Below are 20,296 nucleotides of genomic sequence, written 5' to 3' on the forward strand. Positions count from 1 at the left end.
TCCGAGCCGGGCCCGACGACCGTTCGCCGCACGCGATCGACCTTTCGCCGCACGTGCCCCTCCTGTGAACGACCGGGCGGTACGGCTGGGCGACGCGATGCCGTCCGGGTCTCGAAAGGGGCGGGAGCGTGCTCTTACGTTGGGGTGATCCAGATCACTTTTGAGGAGGGCACGTGACCGTCCAGCATGATTCATCGGTCTACGAGCGGATACAGGCGGGTGAACGGTTCCAGGAGCTGCGCCGGCGCCACCGCTCCTGGGCCTTCCCGATGACAGTTGCGTTCCTGATGTGGTACCTGCTGTACGTGCTGCTGTCGGGCTTCGCCCGTGACTTCATGAGCACCCGGTTGTTCGGCCACTTCAACGTGGCGTTGCTCTTCGGGATCCTGCAGTTCGCCTCGACGTTCCTGATCACCTGGCTTTACTCGCGGTACGCGGCGGCCAAGCTCGACCCGATCGCCGACGAGCTGCGCGCCGAGGAGGAGGGCAAGTGAACCACGAAGCCCTGTCCACGATCCTGTTTCTGATCTTCGTTGCCGGCACACTGGGGATCACGTTCTGGGCGAGCCGCAACACCAAGACCGCCGCGGACTACTATGCGGGCGGCCGGTCGTTCAGCGGTCTGCAGAACGGCCTGGCGATCGGCGGCGACTACATGTCGGCCGCCTCGTTCCTCGGCATCGCGGGCATCATCGCGCTGTCGGGCTACGACGGGTTCCTCTACTCGATCGGCTTCCTGGTGGCGTGGCTGGTGGCGCTGCTGCTCATCGCCGAGCTGATGCGCAACTCCGGCAAGTTCACGATGGCCGACGTGCTCGCGTTCCGGATGTCGCCCCGTCCGGTGCGCACCGCCGCCGGGGTGTCCACGATCGTCGTGAGCATCTTCTACCTGCTGGCCCAGATGGTCGGCGCCGGCGCACTGGTCGGCCTGCTGCTCGGCGTCCACTCCGAGGCGGGGAAGATCTGGACGGTCATCGCGGTCGGCCTGCTGATGATCATCTATGTGGTCTTCGGCGGGATGAAGGGCACCACCTGGGTGCAGATCGTCAAGGCCGTCCTGCTGATGGCCGGCGCCGCGCTGGTCACCCTGATCGTCCTCGGCAAGTTCGGCTTCAACCTGTCCGGGCTGCTCGGCGAGGCCGCGGCGCAGAGCGGCAAGGGCGAGGCGTTCCTGCAGCCCGGTCTCAAGTACGGCACCGAGGCGCAGGGCATCGCCGGCAAGATCGACCTGATCAGCCTGGGCCTGGCCCTCGTGTTCGGCACCGCCGGTCTGCCGCACATCCTGATCCGCTTCTACACCGTGCCGACCGCACGGGACGCGCGCAAGTCCGTCCAGTGGGGCATCGGCATCATCGGCGTCTTCTACCTGCTGACGCTGGTGCTCGGCTTCGGTGCGGCAGCCCTGGTCGGCTCCAAGGCGATCGCGGAACAGGACAAGGCGGGCAACACGGCGGCACCGCAGCTCGCCCAGAAGGCGGGTGAGATCCTCTTCGGCGAGCTCGGCGGCACGATCCTGCTCGCGGTCATCGCGGCGGTCGCGTTCGCCACGATCCTCGCCGTGGTCGCCGGTCTGACGCTCGCCTCCTCCTCCAGCTTCGCGCACGACCTGTACGCCCACGTGTTCAAGCGCGGCACCGCCACCGAGCGGCAGGAGGTGGTGGTCGCCAGGATCGCCGCGTTCGTGATCGGCGCCATCTCGATCGCGCTGAGCATCTTCGCCCAGTCGCTGAACGTCGCCTTCCTGGTCGCGCTGGCCTTCGCGGTCGCGGCCTCGGGCAACCTGCCCGCGATCCTCTTCAGCCTGTTCTGGAAGAGGTTCAACACGGCGGGCGCGGTCTCGGCGATCTACGGCGGTCTGATCGCCTCGGTCGTCCTCGTCTTCTTCTCGCCGGTGGTGTCCGGCGCGCCGACGTCGATGTTCCCCGACGCCGACTGGCACTGGTTCCCGCTGTCCAACCCGGGCATCCTGTCGATCCCGATCGGCTTCCTCGCCGGATACATCGGGACGATCCTCAGCAAGGAGTACAACGCGGCGAAGTACGCCGAGATCGAGGTCCGCTCGCTCACCGGCCTCGGAGCCGAGAAGGCGGGTCAGCGCTGATCAGTCCGGCGATCGGACGTACGCCACGGTCGGGGTGTGGTCGCCCTGACCGTGGCGGCATGGTGCGGGGGTGGTCGCAGTGACTATCGTCTGGCCTGTGGACAGGAAAGAAGCGCCGGACGCCGGTGCTCGCGCACGCATCCTGGACGCCGCCGAGAAGCTGTTCGCCGGCGGCGGCTACGACGGCACGCCTACGGCGCGGATCGCGGAGCTGGCCGGGGTGCCGAAGGGACTCGTCTTCCACTATTTCCCCCGGAAGATCGACGTGCTCATCTCGCTGGTGGACGAGCGGACGGTGGTGACCGAGGAGGAGGTCGAGGCCGTACCGGGAGATCCGGCCGGCACGCTGTCCCGCCTGGCCCGCCGGATGCCGCTGCGCGCGTCCCCGGCGATGCGGCGCATCCTGTTCCGCGAGGCCGACACCCACCGCAAGGTCCGCGAGCGGCTCGGCCGGCTCAACGGGGAGATCATCAGAAGGGCCCGGTTCGCCCTTGAGCTCGCCCTGCCCGGCAGCCGCGGGGACGCGGCCCGGCTGGAGGCCGCCGCCGCCACCTTCGCCGCCGTCCTGCTCTATCAGGAGAGCATCTGCCTGCTCACCGGTCATCACATCGACCCCGACGCCGTCGCCGAGCTGATCGCCCACGCGCTCGGCAACCTCGGCTAGAGCAGATCAAGCAGCTCGTCCATGGACTCCCGCAGGTGGGCGATCATGCTCCAGACGTCCGGCACCAGGGACGGGCAGACGACGATGCCGAAGTCCAGCCGCCCGTCGTAGGAGACGCAGGTGATGCTGATCCCGCCGGTCGCGTCGGTCACCACGGACAGCGGGTGATACGAGATCATCCGCGCCCCGCACAGGTAGAGCGGCCTGCGCGGCCCGGGGACGTTGGAGACGATGAGGTTGACGCCCGTCCCGGTCAGGCCGGCCAGCCGGAAGGCCACCGGCGTGGCCAGCGTGGACAGCGGCGGGGGAAGCGCGGCGCACACGTCGCTGAGCCAGCTCCGGCGCGAGAGCGCGAAGCGCCGCTTGGCCGTCGCCATCGCCGAGCGCACGGCCGCCAGGCGCTCCTTGGGGCAGGCCACGTCGGTGGCCATCGGCGTGATCATGGCGGAGATCCGGTTGCCCACCCCGTCGCCCGTCTTGCGCAGCGCGACCGGGACGGCGGCGATCAGAGGACGGTCGGGCAGCGCGTTCCTGGCCAGCAGCCAGCGGCGCAGCGCCGAGGAGCACAGCGTCATCACGACGTCGTTCGGGCCCATCCCGAAGGCCCTGGCCACCCGCCTGACCTCGCTCAGCGGGAGCGATCCGAACGAGAAGGCCCGCTCGGACGTGATCGGGCCGTTGAACGGCGTACGCGGCAGGGCCAGTACGGGCAGCGCGTCCAGGTCTGCGGCGGCGCGGGCGAGCGAGCACAGCGTCTCGACCGGCTGGACGACCGACCGGGTGATCGCGCCGGCCAGCATCCCCAGGACCCCCGGTCCGGGGTCGGGCCGGGCCGGCGGCGGGGGCTCGACGACGCGCGGCTCGGGGGACGGGTCGAGCAGCGCGGAGAGGATCTCCGAGCCGGTCACGCCGTCGATCGCACAGTGGTGGACCTTGGTGTAGAGGGCGACCCTGCCGCCCGCCAGGCCGTGGATCAGATGCGCCTCCCACAGTGGGCGCCGCCGGTCGAGCCGCCGCGCGTGGACCCGGGCCACGTACGCCGCGAGCTGCCGGTCGTCTCCCGGGCCCGGCAGCACGGTCTCGTGCACGTGGCGGTCGGGGTCGGCGGCGGCGTCGTCGATCCAGTACGGCCGGTCCAGCCCGAACGGCACGTCGGCCAGCCGCATCCGCAGCGGCGGGGCCAGATGCAGGCGCTCCCGCAGCAGCCCGACCAGCCGGTCGCGGGTCACCGGTTCGCCGGCGCCGGGGTCGAGGATCGCCACCCCGGCGACGTGGGCGGTCGTGGTGGCCGACTCCACGCTCAGGAACTGGGCATCGAGTGCCGTCAGCTGGCGCATCGCCGTCCTCTCCCCTGGCTCGTTCTCCGGATGACGGTAACGGGACGCCCGGCCGTCCGGCCGATGCGACGGCCCATGGCGGTGTAAGCCGTCCGCAAAGCCTAGGAGCCGCCGGCCGTACGGAGAGCGGCCGGGTGCTCGATCGGCGGCCGATGGTGGTCGGCCCGCTGTGCTTCCGCCCGTGCCCCTCAGCGGCTTGTCTCGTACGGCGGGCGACGATGAATGTACTGGGTTCGAGAGTTACAGGATGCCCTGCAGCCGGTCGAGCGGCCAGGTGTTGACCACGTCGTCCGGGGTGAGCCAGGCCCGCTGGGCGATCCCGACGCCGAACCGCTGGTGGTCCAGGTGCGGTACGGCGTGGGCGTCGCTGTCGATCGAGAACCTCACGCCGTGGTGGCGGGCGAGCCGGACGAGATCGGAGGGCAGGTCGGCGCGGTCGGGATAGGAGTCGATCTCCATGATCGTGCCGGATCGGGCGGCGGCGCGGAAGATCTCGTCCCAGTCCGCGTCCACCGGGGGACGCCTGCCGATCTTGCGCGTGGTCGGATGCCCGATGATGTGGACGTGCGGATTCTCGCAGGCGGTGATGTAGCGGCGGGTCATCTCCGCCCGCGGCTGGTTGAAGTGCGAGTGCACCGAGGCGACGCAGACGTCGAAGCCCGCCAGGACCTCCGCGGGCCAGTCCACCGAGCCGTCCGGGGCGATGTTCAGCTCGGTGCCGTGCAGCAACCGCATGTCCGGATATTTCATTTGGAGTCGGGCGAGACGGGCACGCTGGGCGAGGGCCTTGTCGAGCGTCATCCGCTGCATGACCAGATCCGGGGCGTGATCGGTGACCGCGTAGTAGGAATGGCCGCGCAGCGCGGCAGCGGCCACCATGTCCTCCAGGGAGGCGATCCCGTCGGTCAGATCGGTGTGCGTGTGCAGGTCGCCCCGCAGGTCGGCCGGTTCGACCAGCCGGGGCAGCTCGCCGCGCAGCGCGGCGGCCACCTCGCCGCCGTCCTCGCGCAGCGTCGGCGGGATCCACCGCATGCCGAGTGCGTCGTAGACGTCCTCCTCGGTCTCGGCCGCGATCAGGCGGCCGTCGCCGTCGAACAGTCCGTACTCCGACAGCTTCCAGCCCTTCTTGACCGCCATCTCCCGGATGCGGACGTTGTGCTCCTTGCTGCCGGTGAAGTAGATCATCGCGGCGCCCCACGACCCGTCGGGCACCAGCCGCAGGTCCACCTGCAGTCCCCGGTCGGTGCGCACCGACGTCTTCCGCTCGCCCTTCGCGATCACCTCGGTGACGTACGGCTGCCGGGCGAACAGGTCCATCAGGCCGGGCGGGCCGACCGCCAGGATGTCGATGTCGCCGATCGTCTCGCGCATCCTGCGCAGCGAGCCGGCGTAGGCGATCCGCTCGGCGGGCAGCGATCCGATCACCCGTTCCGCCAGGGCCGTGGCGATGCCGAGGTGGACCCTGCCGCCCGACAGCTCCAGTTGCTCGACGCCCTTGAGCAGGTTCTCCTCGGTCTTCGCGCCGAAACCTCGCAGCCCGGCCAGCCGGCCGGCCCTGATCGCGTCGGCGAGCGCGGCCGGCGAGTCGATTCCGAGCTCCTCGAACAGGAACAGCGCACGCTTCGGGCCGAGCGAGGGAACCCGCGTCAGCTCGCGCACCCCCTCGGGCACCCGGCCGCGCAGTTCGTCGAGCTGGCGGAAGCTTCCCCGCGCCAGGAACTCCTCGACCTTCTTGGCGATGGCCTCGCCCACGCCGGGGATCTTTCTGATGTCCGCCCGCCGCAGGTCCTCGGGGAACCCGGCGATGGACTTCGCCGCCTTCTGATAGCTCCGCACCCGGAAGGCGTCGCCGCCGCTCAGTGCGAACAGCTCGGCGTATTCCTGCAGCGCGGCCGCCGCGTCGTCGTTCACCCGTCCCATGAATCTCAGGGTAGGAGAACGGGCAGCGCCCGTTTCAGCGACCGGATCCAGTACGGCCAGGTATGCGTGCCGTCTCCGTAGAAGTCCGTCGTGACCTCCACGCCGGCCTTCTCCGCCGCCGCGGCGAAATTCAGGTTCTGCCGCATTATCGCGGCCTCGGTGTGATCCTTCGGTCCCTTGGCGGGATCCAGCGGACCGGACGTGCCGTTGCCCGACGCCGCGTACAGGCGCACGCCCTTGAGGCGGGCGACCAGGTCGGTGGGATTGTGCTCCGCCCAACTGCCGGGATCGCCCCAGACATCCGCCGTGTCCAGACCGTAGTCGGCGAACAGCGCGCGATGCCCGCTGACGTCGGAGCGGGTGTCGAGCACGCCGGAGAACGAGGCGGCGGCCTCGAACACGCCCGGATGCCGGGCCGCGTAGCCGAAGGCGCCGTGGCCGCCCATCGAATAGCCCGCGATCGCGCGACGCGGGCCGATGCCGTACCGCGGCTCGACCAGGCCGGGCAGTTCGGTCATGTGGAACCTCTCCCAGGCCGGGCCGTCCCGCCAGTCGGCGTACCAGCCCATCGGGCCGCCCTCGGGCACGATGACGACCGCGTCGAGGCGGGCGGTGAGCTCGGCCACCTCGCCCGTCTGGAGCCAGTCCCAGCCGCCGCCGGCGCAGCAGCCGTGCAGCAGGTACAGCGCACGCCAGCCGGTGGAACCGGCCGTCCACGCCGACGGCTTCACCACCCACACCGAGCGCCGGGCGCCCGTCGCCGGGGAGTCGATCACGAGCCTGTCCGTCCGGCCGTCCACGGTCTCCTGCGAGACCACGGACGCCGCGGAGCGGGCGGGTCCGGCCGGGGCGACGGCCGCGCTCTGGCAGCCGCTCAGCGCGATGATCAGAGGGAGGGCGCCCAGGATCTTCTTCACAACAGAGCTAATTGTCACACCGGGCCCGTCCCGTCAACCTTCCGCCGGGTTTCGGACTCCTGTCCGGCCCGGACCGGGATGACGACAGCGGCCTTCCCAGCGGCGGGGACCTGCCCCGGAGAGGCCGGCTTCTGATATCGCTCCCCAGTTCACGGCGGTGCGGTCAGACGCGGGAGAACGGCTCGGCGTAGGTGAAGGGGCCGCGCGGCGACGGGACGGGCCCGTCGAACACGCGCACCTGGAAGTAGTGTCCCCAGGCCGGGACCGGCGGCGCGACGCCGTGCCTCTCCGAATGCTCGAATCCGAACCGGGAGTAGTAGCCGGGATCGCCCAGCAGTGCCACCAGCGGCTCTCCCGTCGCCTCGGCCGCGCCGAGCACGGCGTGCATCAGCGCCGAGCCGACGCCGCGGCCCTGGTGCTCCGGACGCACGCTCAGTGGTCCGAGGCCGAGCGCGGGGACCGGGCCGACGTGCCCGCGGCTGCACACCACGTGCCCGACGATCTCCCGGGCGGGGGTGACCGCGACGAGCGAGAGGGCGGGCAGCCAGCCCTGGTCGTCGCGCAACTCGTCGACCAGTGTCGCCTCCGCCGGCGTCTCGCCGGGCTTCTTCGCGAAGGCGGCAGCGGTCACGGCGCGGATGGCGCCGACGTCTGCTGGGGTCTCCCGGCGGATCATCATAGGGCCAGCCTGACGTTCGGCGTGGCCTCCGGGCAACGTGGTTTCCCTGGGACTTTTTTGCCCGGTCTCGGGAGGTTTCGGCATCGCCCGATTGGTTGGACTAGATGCCGGGCCTGACCCGATGTGGCTGTTATGTGCGGTCGCGCTTACAGTGAAGCGGGCAATATCACGACATCAAGAGAAGGGATGGTCGATGCTGCACGAGAGACTGTCGTCGGTGTACGACAACGTGCTGCGCCGAAACCCGGGCGAAATCGAGTTCCATCAGGCGGTCCGGGAAGTGCTGGAGAGCATCGGGCCCGTCCTCGGAAAGGATCCCGAGTACGCGGAGCACAAGATCATCGAGCGGATCTGTGAGCCGGAACGGCAGATCATCTTCCGGGTGCCCTGGGAGGACGATCACGGCGAGGTGCACATCAACCGCGGTTTCCGGGTCGAGTTCAACAGCGCGCTCGGGCCGTACAAGGGAGGGCTCCGCTTCCACCCGTCGGTCTACCTCGGCATAATAAAGTTCCTGGGCTTCGAGCAGATCTTCAAGAACGGCCTGACCGGGCTGCCCATCGGCGGCGGCAAGGGCGGTTCCGACTTCGACCCGAAGGGGCGCTCCGATCGCGAGATCATGCGCTTCTGCCAGAGCTTCATGACGGAGCTCTACCGTCACCTGGGCGAGTACACCGACGTGCCCGCGGGTGACATCGGCGTCGGTGGGCGCGAGATCGGCTACCTGTTCGGCCAGTACAAGCGCATTACCAACCGGTACGAATCCGGCGTGATCACCGGCAAGGGGCTCACCTTCGGCGGCGCGCAGGTGCGCACCGAGGCCACCGGGTACGGGTGCGCGTTCTTCGTGGAGGAGATGCTGGGGGCGCGCGGCACGTCGTTCGACGGCAAGCGCGTCGTGGTCTCCGGTGCGGGCAATGTCGCCATATACACCATAGAGAAGGTTCAGCAGCTCGGCGGCACCGTCGTCGCCTGCTCCGACTCCTCCGGGTACGTCGTGGACGAGAAGGGCATCGACCTCGACCTGCTCAAGCAGATCAAGGAGGTCGAGCGGCGCCGGCTTGACGCGTACGCGGAACGGCGTGGCACGGACGCCACGTTCGTGGCCGGGCACAGCGTCTGGGAGGTGCCCTGCGAGGTGGCGATGCCGTCCGCCACGGAGAACGAGATCACCGGCAAGGACGCCGAGGCGATGGTCCGGGGCGGCTGCGTGGCCGTCGGCGAGGGCGCCAACATGCCCACGACCCCCGAGGGCATCCGGATCTTCCATGAGGCGGGTGTGTCTTTCGGGCCGGGCAAGGCCGCCAACGCGGGCGGCGTCGCCACCAGTGCCCTGGAGATGCAGCAGAACGCCAGCCGCGACTCGTGGACGTTCGAATACTCCGAGCGGAAGCTGCGGGAGATCATGAAGGACATCCACAGCCGTTGCCTGCAGACAGCGGACGAGTACGGCATGCCCGGGGACTACGTCGCCGGCGCCAACATCGACGGATTCAAGCGCGTGGCGGACGCGATGCTCGCCATGGGCCTCATCTGACCGCAGGACGATCGACGCTGATCGCAACCTCTTGATCCGAAACGCGGATCTTCACCCGGATCCCTGCTGATCACAAGCAAGTCACCGCCGAGTGTCGCATCGTATTGACAATGGCGTACACGAATTCGACATCAGACGGCCCCATCGGGCCGACGCCATGGCGGTCCACGAACTGGTCGCGGAGCACGACGCCGAGGTGATCGGCAAGCCGGACTGGACCTTCTCCAGGACATGGCCGACACGCTCGCCGACATCGACCTCGCCAATGACGCCTGGGTTTCACATCGCCGGCGACCGGATGGTGGGCTGGGACCACGCCCAGCGCAATAGGCATGAGTGACACTGTGGACATCGACGTCCAGGTCAGGGATCCGGAGGCCGCGAACCTCCCGCAGAGCGCGGGAACCCCCCGGGGGCGGAGGCCGGGACCGAGGTCAGTCGGATAGATCGTCGAAGCCGTCCAGCCCGCCGAAGGCGGCGCCGTACCGCACGCACACCATGCGGGCGACCGCCTCATGGGCGCCGAGCGGAGCCGCGCAGCCCGCCTCGATCGCCTGGGCGGCGGAGGCGATGCGACCGTGGTCGGCCTCCGGCCCGATCACGAAGGGGACGAGTGCGAGCCGGTTGGCGCCGATCTTGCGCAGCCGCTCCGCGGCGTCCCGGACCGTGGGCACGCCGTCGATCGCCGCTGGCACGACGGGCAGGGTCAGCCGGGAGGCCAGCAGGACCGCGGTGGCGTCGGCCCCCCTGGCCGCCTCGTCGCCCCCGGCGGTGACCACGATGATCCCGTCGACCGGCGAGGAGACGTTGAACAGCCGCATCCGGTCGACCCTGGCCAGACCCGCCTCTGCCAGCCGGACGTGCAGCGCCTCGGCCAGCACGGGGTGGGGCCCCAGCGGATCGGTGATTTTGACGTCGGCCTCGCTCTGGGTCGCGGCGTCCCGTACGGCGCGCAGCAACCGGGGGTGCGGGCCGGTGACCAGGGGGACCACGACGGCGGCCGGGCCCTCGAAGGCGCGCCCGGCGGCGATCGCGCCGAATTCCTTGGTCAGCTCGCCGCCGCCGTCAGCGAGGGAGACGAGACGAAGGTCGATCTGGGGATTGTCGAGCCGGACGATGGAGGCGACCTCGGCCGCCGCGTCCACGTCGTCGGCCGCTTCCCCGACCTTTCCGGGCACGGCCAGGACCAGGGGTGGCGCTTCAGGCGGTAAGTCCGCCGGCAGCGGCCGCCGGTGCCGTCCGCCTCCGGGCCGGTGGGACCGCTCCCGCATGGGAAGCCGCGGCGGCTCTTCGTGACCTTCGTTCACAAGGGCGGATTCTAGGGCGAAACCGGTCGAATAGTAGAACCAACGCGAGGCTTGTTGCCGAGGGGTGATCTAGGGGCGTCTGTTGATCTTCGTCGTGACGGCCGCAGCGGCCGAGGAGATCGGCGGGGCACGACCTCAAGCCCCCTGGCGCGGCCGGTGGACGTCCCACAGCTCGCCGAGGAAGAACCAATATCTCTAGGCCGTCAAAGCGGTCACCTGCCGTAATTAACCCCATTTGGCAAGTATTCGAAAAGCAACCGGTCAGTTCCCGTGATTCCGCGATGAGGGATGCCTACCAGCGGGTACGGGGAGCGTCGTTCACACATCGTCACCGCGGAGGTGTCAGGTGCTGGACCGGACCGCCGCCCTCAATGGTGGGGTGCTCAGTGGACCGCGCACGCCGTACGGACCTCCCGGGGCGGTGGAACGGCTGGCCGCCGCCCTCCCGGGACGCCTGCGCGACGCGCTGCCCGCGGAGATCTGCCTCGCCAGCCCCTGGCCGGTGCGGGTCGACGTCCTCCTCGACGAGGGGACGACCGAGGCCGATGTCGAGGCATGGGTGCCCGCGGTCTCCGCGGACGGCGACGCGCTCGACCTCGCGGTGCGCGGCGGTCGAGTGGTGGGCATGCGGGGGAGGGCCGGCGACCGGGTCAACCACGGCCGGTTGGACCCCCAGGAGCGGCATGCCTGGCGGCATGTGCTCCGGGACCGGCCGAGGAGATTGACCAGGCCCCTGGTCAGGGAGCACGGCAGGCTGGTGGAGACGACCTGGGATGTCGCCATGGAGCGCGTCGTCGCCCGCTCCCGGGAACTGCTGGCGGGACCAGGGGGGTGGGGCCGCATCGGTTTTCACACCGGCGGGCGGCTGTTCCTCGAGGAGTGCTACACCCTGGCCGTCATCGGCTGGGCCGGGATCGGCACGCCCCATCTGGACGGCGACACGCGCCTGAGCGCGGCGGCGGCGGCAGCCGCCCTCATGGAGAGCTTCGGCACCGACGGGCCGCCCGGCTCGTACGGCGACGTGGACCACTGCGACGCGCTCGCGCTGTGGGGCTGCGACCAGAGCGCAGGGAGCGGCCAGGGCGTGCAGCCCGTGCTGTGGGAGCGGGTGCTCGACCGCCGCCTCGGCCCCGGCCCCCCGGCGTTGATCGTCGTCGGTCCGGAGGGCACGCCAGCCGCGCGGGAGGCCGACGTGCACCTGGCCGTACGGCGTGGCACCAACGTCGCCCTGATGAACGGCCTGCTGCACGAGCTGATCGCCAACGGCTGGTACGACGAGACCTATGTGGCGAACCACACGGCGGGTTTCGACGAGCTGTGTCTGGCCGTGGACGCCTACCCGGCCGAACGGGCCGCCGAGATCTGCGGCGTGCCGGTGAGCCTGATCGAGCAGGCCGCCGAGATCCTCGGGGCGGCGGAACGCCTCGTGTCCGTCGTGGCGGGCGGCTTCCACCTGGCCTGGCAGGCCACGGCCGCCACCTGCCAGGTCGACAACGTCCACCTGCTGCGCGGCATGCTGGGCCGCCCGGGGGCCGGCATCCTGCACGCGGGCGGGCCGCCGTCGGCGCGGGGCGCGCTGGAGACCGGCGTGGCCGGCGGCCTGCCGGGGCTGCGCAACTGGGCCAACCCCCGCCACATGCGCGAGCTCGCCGCCCTGTGGAACGTCGATCTCCCGAGCCGGGGACCGGCCACCCACGCCATGCGGATCTTCCGGTACGCGGAGGAGGGCTCGATCGAGCTGCTGTGGATCTCGGCTGCCGACCCCGTGCGCTCGCTGCCGGGCGCCGGCCGGATCCTGCGGCGGGAGGACCTGTTCGTGGTCGTCCAGGACCTGTTCCTGACCGAGACGGCCCGGCTCGCCGACGTGGTGCTCCCGGCCGCCGGCTGGGGCGAGAAGGCGGGCACCGTCACCGGGGGCGACCGTACCGTGCACATCTGCGAAAGGGCCGTGGATCCACCCGGTGAGGCCCGCCCCGACCTGGACGTCTTCCTCGACTACGCGCGCCGGATGGACTTCCGCGACCGGGACGGCGCGCCTCTGATCGGCTGGTACGACGCCCGGTCGGCGTTCGAGGCGTGGCAGGCGTGCTCGAAGGGCCGCCCGTGCGACTACACCGGCATCACCTATGAACGGCTGCGCCGGGGCGGCGGGATCCAGTGGCCGTGCACGCCGTCCTCCTCGCACGGCACCGAGCGGTTGTACGCGGGGGGCCGCTTCAACACCGGCCCGGACATATGCCAGACGTACGGCCACGACCTCGTGACCGGAGCGGAGCACGGCGCGGAGCCGTACCGGGGGGCGCGGCCGGGGACGCGGCGGAACCGGGAGGCAGGACACGACGACCGCGCCTTCCTGCCGGCGGCGGACCATGAGCCGTCGCAGGAGGCCGGGGCGCCGCTCGACGGCGGGGCTCTCAACGGCGGCCACCTGAACGGCACGCACCTCGACGTCCTGAACGGGAGCGCCGACGGCGCGATGAACGGCGCGGTGAACGGTGCGATGAACGGTGCGAACGGCGCGGTGCACGGTTTGGTGGACGGTGCGCTGGACGGTGCGCTGGTCGTCACGGGCTGGGATCCGGTCGCCAGGCAGCCGCTGCTCGCCCCGGCGCTGGTCCGGGTGATGCCCAAGACGGCAGAGGCCGGCGGCGTCTACTCCGTCGCCTCCCCCCTCGATCTGACCGCATCCCATCCTGCTTGATCATCATGGCTGAAGAGTTCCGGGAGGTGACAGCCGGCGGCTGAAGCGGGGACAGGTCAACCGAGCCGGAGGGAGACGGCCGATGAGTATGCATCTCGCCCATTACCTCGGTCTGCTCCACCGGTCCCAGCACGAGTTGGCCGACGCCCTGTACGCGGTGCGGCGCGCCCATCCCGACGAGCCCGACCTGATCGGCGTGTGCGAGCGCCTGGCCGGGCAGTGCGGCGACAACGCCCGGCGGCTGGAGCCCTTGGTCCGGAGGTATTCGGCGCACCTGTCCGAGGAGCCCGAGCGGATGCATTCCGCGATCTTCACCGGGGCCCGGCGGGGCCGGCTCGGCCTCCTGCGCGACCTGCACGACCTCTATCTGCTGGCCACCCAGTGCGAGATCTCGTGGACGCTCATCGCGCATGCCGCGGAGGGGGCCGGGGACGAGGAACTGATCGATGTCGTCCGCCGCTGCGGCGCCGCGACGGCCGCGCAGCTGCTGTGGCTGCGCACGCTGATGCGCCAGATCGCGCCGCAGACCCTCATCGTCGCCTCCTGATCGGGCGGGCTCGGCACGCCTCCCATGACGTCCGGTCCGTACGCCCGGCCGGTGGCGGCGGCCCGTACCGCCGGGTCTGTGACGGCGGCCCGCCCGGCCGTTCCTCCTCCGTGTCCCATAGGCGGGAAAAAACGCCATCGCATTGAGGCGCGGTCCGGCATGTCCCCCGGTCATCGCTGACCGGCGCACATAACCTCCGGAAGTGATCGCGTGCCCGTGAGGGCGGTTGTGTCATTAAGCGGTCTATTAAATTTTTCGGGAAAGAGAGTAATGAAATGGTGCGTCGCCTCGCACTTCTCATGGCCGGTGCCGCCGCCCTGACGGTGATGAACGTCGCCCCGGCGAACGCCGAGGACACCACGACGACGTTCACCGTGACGGCGGGCGCGCTGTCGATCGCGGTGCCCGCCGCCGTGACCATCGGGTCCGGGGCTCCCGGAACCACGATCACCGGGCAACTGGGGACGGTGACGGTCACCGACGCGCGGGGTGCGAACCCGGCCGCCTGGACCGCCACCGTGTCCTCGACGGACTTCGCCGCCAGTGGTGTGCCGGCGATCCCCGCGTCCGCCGTGACGTACACCCCGGGGGACCCCACGTCGACGGTCGGCGACGGAACCTTCACGCCGGGCACGGCCGGTCCGCTCGGCACCACGCCCATCACCGCCTACTCCCACGCGGACGGCACGGGCAGCAACGTGGCCGGCTGGAATCCGACGCTGTCCATGGCGGTGCCCAACACGGCCACGGCGGTCGACTACACCGGGACGGTGACCCATCTGGTCGCCTGATCGCCCGCTCGTGGTGTTCCGGATGCTGACGACGACGCTGCTGCTCACGCTCGCGCTGGGCGGCGGCGGTCCGCGTGCCGCCGCCGCCTCCGGCGGCCGGGACGACGGCGGCCGTTTCGGGATCCAGTTGCTGGAGGCTCCGGTCAACCGAGCGAACGACCCGCGCGCGCGTTACGAGATCGTCGACCACCTGCGGCCCGGAAGCACCATCCGCAGGCGTGTGCGGGTCACCAACACCTCGGCCAAGCCGCTGCACGTCGACATGGGCGCCACCGCCGCGACCATCGAGCGGCACCGGTTCACCGCCGGCGCGGGAAGCGCGCGCAACGAGCTGACGAGCTGGATCTCCTTCGACCGCCCGGCCTTCGACGTGCCCGCACGCGGCCATGCCGTGGTGGTCACCACGATCCGGGTCCCCGGCACGGCATCGGAGGGGGAGCGCTACGCGATCGTCTGGGCGCAGACCGGCGCTCCGCCGAGCGGTACGCACAACATCGGAGTGGCTGCGCGGGTGGGCATCCGCGTCTACCTCGACGTCGGCGTCGGCGGCGAACCCGCCTCGGACTTCCAGATCGAGAAGCTGGTGCCCGCGCGGGCCGGGGACGGCCGGCCGGAGGTCCTGGCCGAGGTCGGCAACACCGGAGGCCGGGCCCTGGAGATGAGCGGCGAGCTGACCCTGTCGGACGGGCCGGGGGGACTGCGGGCCGGTCCGTTCCCGGCCACGCTCGGTACGGCACTGGCCCCGGGTGATCGTGCTCCCGTGCGGGTGGTGCTGGACAGAGAACTCCCGGACGGTCCCTGGGACGTCCGCCTGGAGCTGTCGAGCGGCATGATCCGGCGTACGGCGACGGCGACGCTCACCTTTCCCGCAGCCGGGGGAACCACCGGCCGGCCCGTCTGGCTGAGACCTGCCCGCGTCGGGGTCGTCGCGACCGCGGTGGCGGTGCCCGCCCTCGCCGCCGCCGGTTTCCTCCTCGTCCGGCGGAGACGCAGGGCGCGGGAGACGGGGAGAGCGTGAACGGGGGTGGTCGCGCCCCCGCGGTGGCCTTCGGCCTCCGGATCCCGGTGGCCGAGGTCCGTCGCCGAAGAGGCCCTGCGCCCCTGGCCCCCGGCGCCTGCCTCGGCCGACGCTGAGATCGGCGGCCGGAAGACGGCGCCGGCAGGCGATGATCGACCGGTGTGACGAAGAGGAGAAGCCATGACAGAACCGATCGTGGTCGCGACCGACGGCTCACCCGCCGCCACCTCCGCCGTGGAATGGGCGGCCGACGACGCCGCACGCAAGCACCTGCCCCTGCGCATCGTCCACGTCCTCGACCTCACCCCGTACGACATCCCCCGCTATCCGGTCTCCGACGTGTACGACCACCTGACCGGTTCCGGACGGGAGATCCTGCGGCAGGCCGGGCGGACAGCGCGGGAACGGCGGCCCGGCATCGAGGTCACCACCGAGATGATCGAGGGGGATCCCGTCCAAGTCCTGCGCAGGCAGGCGGAGCGCGCCCCCGAGCTGGTCGTCGGCAGCCGCGGGCTGGGCGGCTTCGCCGGGATGCTGCTCGGGTCGGTCAGCACCCACGTCGCCGGTCACGTGGACGCGCCCGTGGTCGTCGTACGGCCGGGCCCGACGGCCGTCCGGGGGGAGATCGCCGTGGGGTTCGACGGCTCACCCGAATCCGAGGCGGCTCTCGCCTACGCATTCGAGGAGGCCGCGCTGCGCGGAGCCCGGCTGAGGGTGGTGCACGCCTGGCAGCTGCCGACGTACGCCTACGCCCCCTCGATGGTTTACGACCTCGACGAGGTGTGGCGGGCGCACGAGGAGCTGGTGACGGGCAGGCTCAGGGAGTGGCGGGAGAAGCATCCCGGAGTGGACGTCGTGCCGTCCGTCGTGTCGGTCCACCCGGTCACCGCCCTCGTCGATGCATCGGCGGAGGTCGACCTGGTGATCGTCGGCTCCAGGGGACGCGGTGCGGTGCGGTCGCTCGTGCTGGGGTCGGTCAGCCGGGCGGTCCTGCACGATGCCCACGGCCCGATCGCGGTGGTACGGCCCTCGGCACCGGAGAAGCCGCGACCGGAGACGACGTGGTGATACGCGCGGCCGCCCAGGCGCGGCCGGGCTCCGCGACGAGCGGAACCCGGCCGTGCCCTGATCGGGATCTGTCTCCGGCGGCCTACGCTTCGGTGGGCGTGAGCGTACGCCGCCAGGCGTCGTACCCGCCGATCAGGTCGGACACCTTCGCACGCCCCGTGTGCGTGAGCAGGCTGGCGGCGATCGCCGAGCGGGCGCCGCCGGCGCAGTAGACCACCACCGGCCGGTCGGCCGGGACCTCCGCCAGCCGTGCGGCGAGCTCGGCGAGCGGGATGTTGATCGACGTCTTGATGGCCCCGCCGGCGACCTCTCCCTCGTTGCGCACGTCGAGCAGCGTGGGCGGCTCCTGCCCGTTCAGCGCCTGCCGGAGTTCGGCCGCCGTGATCCGGGAGGCGTGGGCGATCTCGCCGGGCACGGTGAGGAAGGCGGCCTCCGGATCGCGCAGATGGCCGGTGACCGTGTCGAAGCCGATCCGGCCGAGGCGCGTCACGACCTCGTCCTCCCGGCCCTGCGGCGCGACCACGACGATCTCACTGCCGGGCGTGACGACCGTGCCGGCCCACTCGGCGAACCGGCCGTCGGCCGACACGTTGATCGAGCCCTGCAGATGGGCCAGCGCGAACTCGTGGGCGTCCCTGGCGTCGAGGACGACCGCGCCCGCCTCCCGCCTGGCCAGGACCTCCTCCACCGACAGCGAACGGACGCGTGCGCCGGTGTCGAACAGTTCGCGGTTCCTCCGGTTGAGGATGGCGTCGTAGCCGAAGTAGCCGGGCGCGGACGGCTGTCCCTCGGTGACGATGGCCAGGAACTCCTCCTCGGTCATCGGGGCGCAGGCGTAGTTGGTCAGCCGCTGCCGTCCGATCGTCGACCGCAGTTCGGTGGACAGGTTCTTGCCGCAGGCGGAGCCCGCACCGTGCGCGGGGAAGACCCGCACCTCGTCGTCCAGCGCCATCAGTTTGCGCTGGACGCTGTCGTACAGCATCCGGCCGAGCTGGTCCGCCGTCATGCCGAGTGAGGCGAGCAGGTCCGGTCGGCCGACATCGCCGATGAACAGCGCGTCGCCGGTCAGCACGCCGTACGGCACCGCATCGCCCGCGTGCTCGTACACCAGCACGCTGATCGACTCGGGTGTGTGGCCGGGCGTCTCCATGATCTCCAGCACCACGTCGCCGAGCTCGATCCGCTCGCCGTCGGCCAGCTTGCGGATGGGATACTCCGCCTCGGCCCGGCGGCCGTACCCGATCCAGGCTCCGGTGCGGTCGGCGAGCTCCAGGTGGCCCGCGATGAAGTCGGCGTGGAAATGGGTGTTGATCACTCCTTCGATCCGCAGGCCGTGCGCCTCGGCGTCGGCGACGTACTCGGCGATGTCGCGCCTGGGGTCGACCACGACGGCGCGGCCGCTGCTCTCGTCGCCGATCAGGTACGACGCCTGCGAGAGGCAGTCCAGATAGTACTGCGTGAAAATCATTTCGTTTCCTCCTGTGGGTGACGATCCGGATCGCGGCTGGAACCGGGCGTGGTCTTTCTGGTGACGTCTCCTGCGTGCGCGAAGCAGGTATGCGGCGGCGGCCGGCAGAGCGGCGGCGACCAGTGCGGCGGCGGCCCACGGAGAGCGGAGCAGCTCCGGTGGCGCCTGCCCGCTCAGTACGAAGGTGCCCATTACGAGCACGAACCAGCCGAATGCCTTGCGCAGGCGGTCGGCCTGGATCCGCCGGGCGAGTCGCCCGCCGGCGAGACCGCCGGCGACGGCGGCGGCGGTGAAGGACAGTGCGATCGACCAGTCGACGGAGGTGGTCTGCAGGTAGCCGGCGAGGCCGGCGAACGACTTCATCGCGATGACGATCAGCGACGTGCCCACCGCCACACTCATCGGCAGGCCGCCGAGGAGCACCAGCGCGGGAACGACCAGGAAGCCGCCGCCGGCGCCGACCAGGCCGGTGACCACGCCGACGATCACGCCCTCGGCCACCACGTGCGTGATCGGCGGATCCGTGCGTCCCGGGGCCCGCCGGGGTGTTCCGCTGTCGCGGATCATCGCGATCGCGGTGGCCGTCATCATCAGCGCGAACGCGGCGAGCAGCAGCGTCTCGGGCAGGTGCGGCCCGAGTAGGCCGCCGCCGTAGGCGCCCGCCATGCCGGCGGCGCCGAAGACGAGCCCGGTCCGCCACCGGACCCGCCCCGCCCTGGCATGCCCGATCGCGCTGACCGCGCTGGTCACCCCCACCACGAACAGGGACATGGCGATCGCCTGCTTGGCCGGGACGCCGGCGACGTAGACGAGCAGCGGCACGGTGAGGATCGACCCGCCGCCGCCGAACAGCCCGAGCGTCAGGCCGACCACCACAGCGGCGGCAAGGGTCACGATGAGCATGTCATTGCCTTTCCTGTTACCCCCGGGGGTATATGGGAGACAGACCGCCCCGCCGTATGGGACGGGAAGCGGGGTCGGGTCAGGCCCGGGGGCGGGCGGGTTCGGCGATGCAGGCCAGCGCCTCGGCGGCATCGGCCCGGCCGCGGTTGTAGGGCAGCCTGGACAGCAGCATGCCCATCGCACAGGTGTCCGTCACGGAGGCGAAGACCAGGCCCGCGCCGATGAGGGCGCCCGCGAACCGCGCCCCCGGCAGCCACAGGTCGGCCACGATGGACGTCAGCACGAGGCCGCCGGCGACCAGGCGCACCTGACGCTCCAGGCTCCATTTCCGCCTGCCGCGGATGACCGGCGCCCCGGAGGCGATCCAGGAGTTCATCCCGCCGGACAGCACGACCGTGTCCGGCAGTCCGGCCTCGCAGAGCCGCTGCCGCGCCTTGTCGGCGCGGTTGCCCGACTGGCAGATCAGCAGCAGCCGGCCGCCCGCGTCGGCGACGATCCGGCGCAGGTGGACGTCCACCTGGTCGAGCGGCAGGTTGATCGCGCCGTCGATGTGCGCGGTCTCGAACTCGGCGGCGGTCCGTACGTCGACGACGAGCACGCCGGCATCGGACGCGATCATCGCGCGTGCCGTGGTGACATCGACGGTCGTGGGCGGAACATTCATGGTCATCGGTTCCTCGCTCTAGCAGATACCCCGGGGGGTATACGGAGGGCATGAAGCGGCCAAGGCCGCAGGGAGGGGGGATCGCTCCCGGGGCATGTGGAAGCCCCGGGAGTGGGTCGGTGTGGATCGGGGGAAGGAGGGTCGCCTACGCGAGCGCCAGGAACAGCTTCTCCAGCTCGGCCACGCTCATCGGGGCCTGCTCGCCGCGCTCCTGCGCGGCCTGGCAGTGCCGCAGGCCCGTCGCGACCAGCTTGAAGCCGGCCCGGTCGAGTGCCTTGGAGACCGCGGCGAGCTGGGTCAGCACCTTCGTGCAGTCCTCGCCCGCCTCGATCATTCCGATCACCCCGGCGAGCTGGCCGTGCGCTCGCCGCAGTCGTGTCAGTGCGTCGCCGACCATGGCCTCGTTCAACTCCATGGTCGTAATGTACCCCCGGGGGTATCCAGATCGCAAACGCGAGGGCTGCCCTCAGCTTTGATCACCTGCTGCGACAGGCGAAAGGCGGTGGCCTCTCGCCTCCGCTCGAACCCACAGCGCCTCACGGCGCAAACCGATTGCGGGACAGGGCCGATCACGGACAGACCTCTGTTCGGCTCGACGGCGAAGGGTTGCACCAGCGATGCGGCTTGTCTGAATGGGGTTTCCAGAACAGTGCTCTATCGTCTATCGTCGATTT

Annotated in this window: 18 protein-coding genes; 10 read left to right on the forward strand and 8 right to left on the reverse strand. The window is 70.9% G+C overall.

The genetic code is table 11. The features are described from left to right. Positions 1-173 precede the first annotated feature (173 nt). The 3 genes from ACQP1K_RS10555 to ACQP1K_RS10565 all read left to right on the forward strand — a co-directional run bounded on the left by ACQP1K_RS10555 (position 174) and on the right by ACQP1K_RS10565 (position 2,765). Positions 174-494, forward strand: a complete 321-nt coding sequence (locus ACQP1K_RS10555) for a DUF485 domain-containing protein (RefSeq protein ID WP_433500700.1) — start codon at positions 174-176, stop codon at positions 492-494. Further along, positions 491-2,101, forward strand: coding sequence for a solute symporter family protein (locus ACQP1K_RS10560; protein ID WP_433500701.1), 1,611 nt, complete (start codon positions 491-493; stop codon positions 2,099-2,101). Before ACQP1K_RS10555 ends, ACQP1K_RS10560 begins: the two co-directional genes overlap by 4 nt. A 97-nt stretch (positions 2,102-2,198) precedes the next feature. Beyond that, positions 2,199-2,765: a TetR/AcrR family transcriptional regulator gene (locus ACQP1K_RS10565; protein ID WP_433500702.1), complete on the forward strand. Its 567-nt coding sequence runs from the start codon at positions 2,199-2,201 to the stop codon at positions 2,763-2,765. Here the strand turns inward: ACQP1K_RS10565 and ACQP1K_RS10570 are convergent. From ACQP1K_RS10570 to ACQP1K_RS10585, 4 genes are all read right to left on the reverse strand, one after another. Next, positions 2,762-4,102, reverse strand: coding sequence for a WS/DGAT/MGAT family O-acyltransferase (locus tag ACQP1K_RS10570; protein ID WP_433500703.1), 1,341 nt, complete (start codon positions 4,100-4,102; stop codon positions 2,762-2,764). The genes ACQP1K_RS10565 and ACQP1K_RS10570 overlap by 4 nt on opposite strands. Positions 4,103-4,342: 240 nt before the next feature. Further along, positions 4,343-6,022, reverse strand: coding sequence for a DNA polymerase/3'-5' exonuclease PolX (polX, locus tag ACQP1K_RS10575; RefSeq protein ID WP_433500704.1), 1,680 nt, complete (start codon positions 6,020-6,022; stop codon positions 4,343-4,345). A gap of 5 nt (positions 6,023-6,027) precedes the next feature. After that, a complete protein-coding gene (locus tag ACQP1K_RS10580) occupies positions 6,028-6,939 on the reverse strand; it encodes an alpha/beta hydrolase (protein WP_433500705.1) in 912 nt (303 codons plus the stop codon). Between the two features lie 163 nt (positions 6,940-7,102). Further along, positions 7,103-7,618 carry a GNAT family N-acetyltransferase gene (locus ACQP1K_RS10585; protein WP_433500706.1) on the reverse strand — a complete coding sequence of 172 codons (516 nt, stop codon included), beginning with the start codon at positions 7,616-7,618 and terminating at the stop codon, positions 7,103-7,105. A gap of 193 nt (positions 7,619-7,811) precedes the next feature. Between ACQP1K_RS10585 and gdhA the strand changes: the two genes are divergently transcribed. Beyond that, on the forward strand, positions 7,812-9,155 hold the full coding sequence (gene gdhA, locus ACQP1K_RS10590; RefSeq protein WP_433500707.1) for an NADP-specific glutamate dehydrogenase: 1,344 nt from the start codon (positions 7,812-7,814) through the stop codon (positions 9,153-9,155). A gap of 157 nt (positions 9,156-9,312) precedes the next feature. Beyond that, a complete protein-coding gene (locus ACQP1K_RS10595) occupies positions 9,313-9,495 on the forward strand; it encodes a hypothetical protein (RefSeq protein ID WP_433500708.1) in 183 nt (60 codons plus the stop codon). Between the two features lie 94 nt (positions 9,496-9,589). Here ACQP1K_RS10595 and ACQP1K_RS10600 read toward each other — a convergent pair whose 3' ends face one another. Further along, positions 9,590-10,333 carry a sirohydrochlorin chelatase gene (locus ACQP1K_RS10600; protein WP_433500709.1) on the reverse strand — a complete coding sequence of 248 codons (744 nt, stop codon included), beginning with the start codon at positions 10,331-10,333 and terminating at the stop codon, positions 9,590-9,592. Between the two features lie 475 nt (positions 10,334-10,808). Here ACQP1K_RS10600 and ACQP1K_RS10605 point away from each other — a divergent pair, with 475 nt between their 5' ends. The 5 genes from ACQP1K_RS10605 (at position 10,809) to ACQP1K_RS10625 (ending at position 16,587) form a co-directional block, all read left to right on the forward strand. Next, a complete protein-coding gene (locus tag ACQP1K_RS10605; RefSeq protein ID WP_433500710.1) occupies positions 10,809-13,163 on the forward strand; it encodes a molybdopterin-dependent oxidoreductase in 2,355 nt (784 codons plus the stop codon). A gap of 82 nt (positions 13,164-13,245) precedes the next feature. After that, positions 13,246-13,710, forward strand: coding sequence for a hypothetical protein (locus ACQP1K_RS10610; RefSeq protein ID WP_433500711.1), 465 nt, complete (start codon positions 13,246-13,248; stop codon positions 13,708-13,710). Positions 13,711-13,985: 275 nt separating this feature from the next. Continuing rightward, positions 13,986-14,501 carry a hypothetical protein gene (locus ACQP1K_RS10615; RefSeq protein WP_433500712.1) on the forward strand — a complete coding sequence of 172 codons (516 nt, stop codon included), beginning with the start codon at positions 13,986-13,988 and terminating at the stop codon, positions 14,499-14,501. 22 nt (positions 14,502-14,523) lie between these two features. Beyond that, complete coding sequence (locus ACQP1K_RS10620) at positions 14,524-15,519, forward strand: hypothetical protein (protein WP_433500713.1); 996 nt, start codon at positions 14,524-14,526, stop codon at positions 15,517-15,519. Between the two features lie 180 nt (positions 15,520-15,699). Beyond that, entirely contained in the window at positions 15,700-16,587 is an 888-nt protein-coding gene (locus tag ACQP1K_RS10625) for a universal stress protein (RefSeq protein ID WP_433500714.1), read from the forward strand. Positions 16,588-16,669: 82 nt separating this feature from the next. Here the strand turns inward: ACQP1K_RS10625 and ACQP1K_RS10630 are convergent, their stop codons facing one another. The 3 genes from ACQP1K_RS10630 to ACQP1K_RS10640 form a co-directional block, all read right to left on the reverse strand. Beyond that, entirely contained in the window at positions 16,670-18,958 is a 2,289-nt protein-coding gene (locus ACQP1K_RS10630; protein WP_433500715.1) for a TSUP family transporter, read from the reverse strand. 79 nt (positions 18,959-19,037) lie between these two features. Further along, entirely contained in the window at positions 19,038-19,628 is a 591-nt protein-coding gene (locus ACQP1K_RS10635; protein WP_433500716.1) for a rhodanese-like domain-containing protein, read from the reverse strand. Between the two features lie 139 nt (positions 19,629-19,767). Next, a complete protein-coding gene (locus ACQP1K_RS10640; RefSeq protein ID WP_055482304.1) occupies positions 19,768-20,037 on the reverse strand; it encodes a metal-sensitive transcriptional regulator in 270 nt (89 codons plus the stop codon). Positions 20,038-20,296: the final 259 nt, after the last annotated feature.

The organism is Sphaerimonospora sp. CA-214678, from assembly GCF_050942215.1.
GTDB lineage: Bacteria > Actinomycetota > Actinomycetes > Streptosporangiales > Streptosporangiaceae > Sphaerimonospora.

Coding starts and splice junctions, on each gene's coding strand:
- ACQP1K_RS10570 (WP_433500703.1), bottom strand. CDS start 4,102: ATGCGCCAGCTGACGGCACTCGATGCCCAGTTCCTGAGCGTGGAGTCG.
- polX (WP_433500704.1), bottom strand. CDS start 6,022: ATGGGACGGGTGAACGACGACGCGGCGGCCGCGCTGCAGGAATACGCC.
- ACQP1K_RS10585 (WP_433500706.1), bottom strand. CDS start 7,618: ATGATGATCCGCCGGGAGACCCCAGCAGACGTCGGCGCCATCCGCGCC.
- gdhA (WP_433500707.1), top strand. CDS start 7,812: ATGCTGCACGAGAGACTGTCGTCGGTGTACGACAACGTGCTGCGCCGA.
- ACQP1K_RS10595 (WP_433500708.1), top strand. CDS start 9,313: ATGGCGGTCCACGAACTGGTCGCGGAGCACGACGCCGAGGTGATCGGC.
- ACQP1K_RS10610 (WP_433500711.1), top strand. CDS start 13,246: ATGAGTATGCATCTCGCCCATTACCTCGGTCTGCTCCACCGGTCCCAG.
- ACQP1K_RS10615 (WP_433500712.1), top strand. CDS start 13,986: ATGGTGCGTCGCCTCGCACTTCTCATGGCCGGTGCCGCCGCCCTGACG.
- ACQP1K_RS10620 (WP_433500713.1), top strand. CDS start 14,524: ATGCTGACGACGACGCTGCTGCTCACGCTCGCGCTGGGCGGCGGCGGT.
- ACQP1K_RS10625 (WP_433500714.1), top strand. CDS start 15,700: ATGACAGAACCGATCGTGGTCGCGACCGACGGCTCACCCGCCGCCACC.
- ACQP1K_RS10630 (WP_433500715.1), bottom strand. CDS start 18,958: ATGCTCATCGTGACCCTTGCCGCCGCTGTGGTGGTCGGCCTGACGCTC.
- ACQP1K_RS10635 (WP_433500716.1), bottom strand. CDS start 19,628: ATGACCATGAATGTTCCGCCCACGACCGTCGATGTCACCACGGCACGC.
- ACQP1K_RS10640 (WP_055482304.1), bottom strand. CDS start 20,037: ATGGAGTTGAACGAGGCCATGGTCGGCGACGCACTGACACGACTGCGG.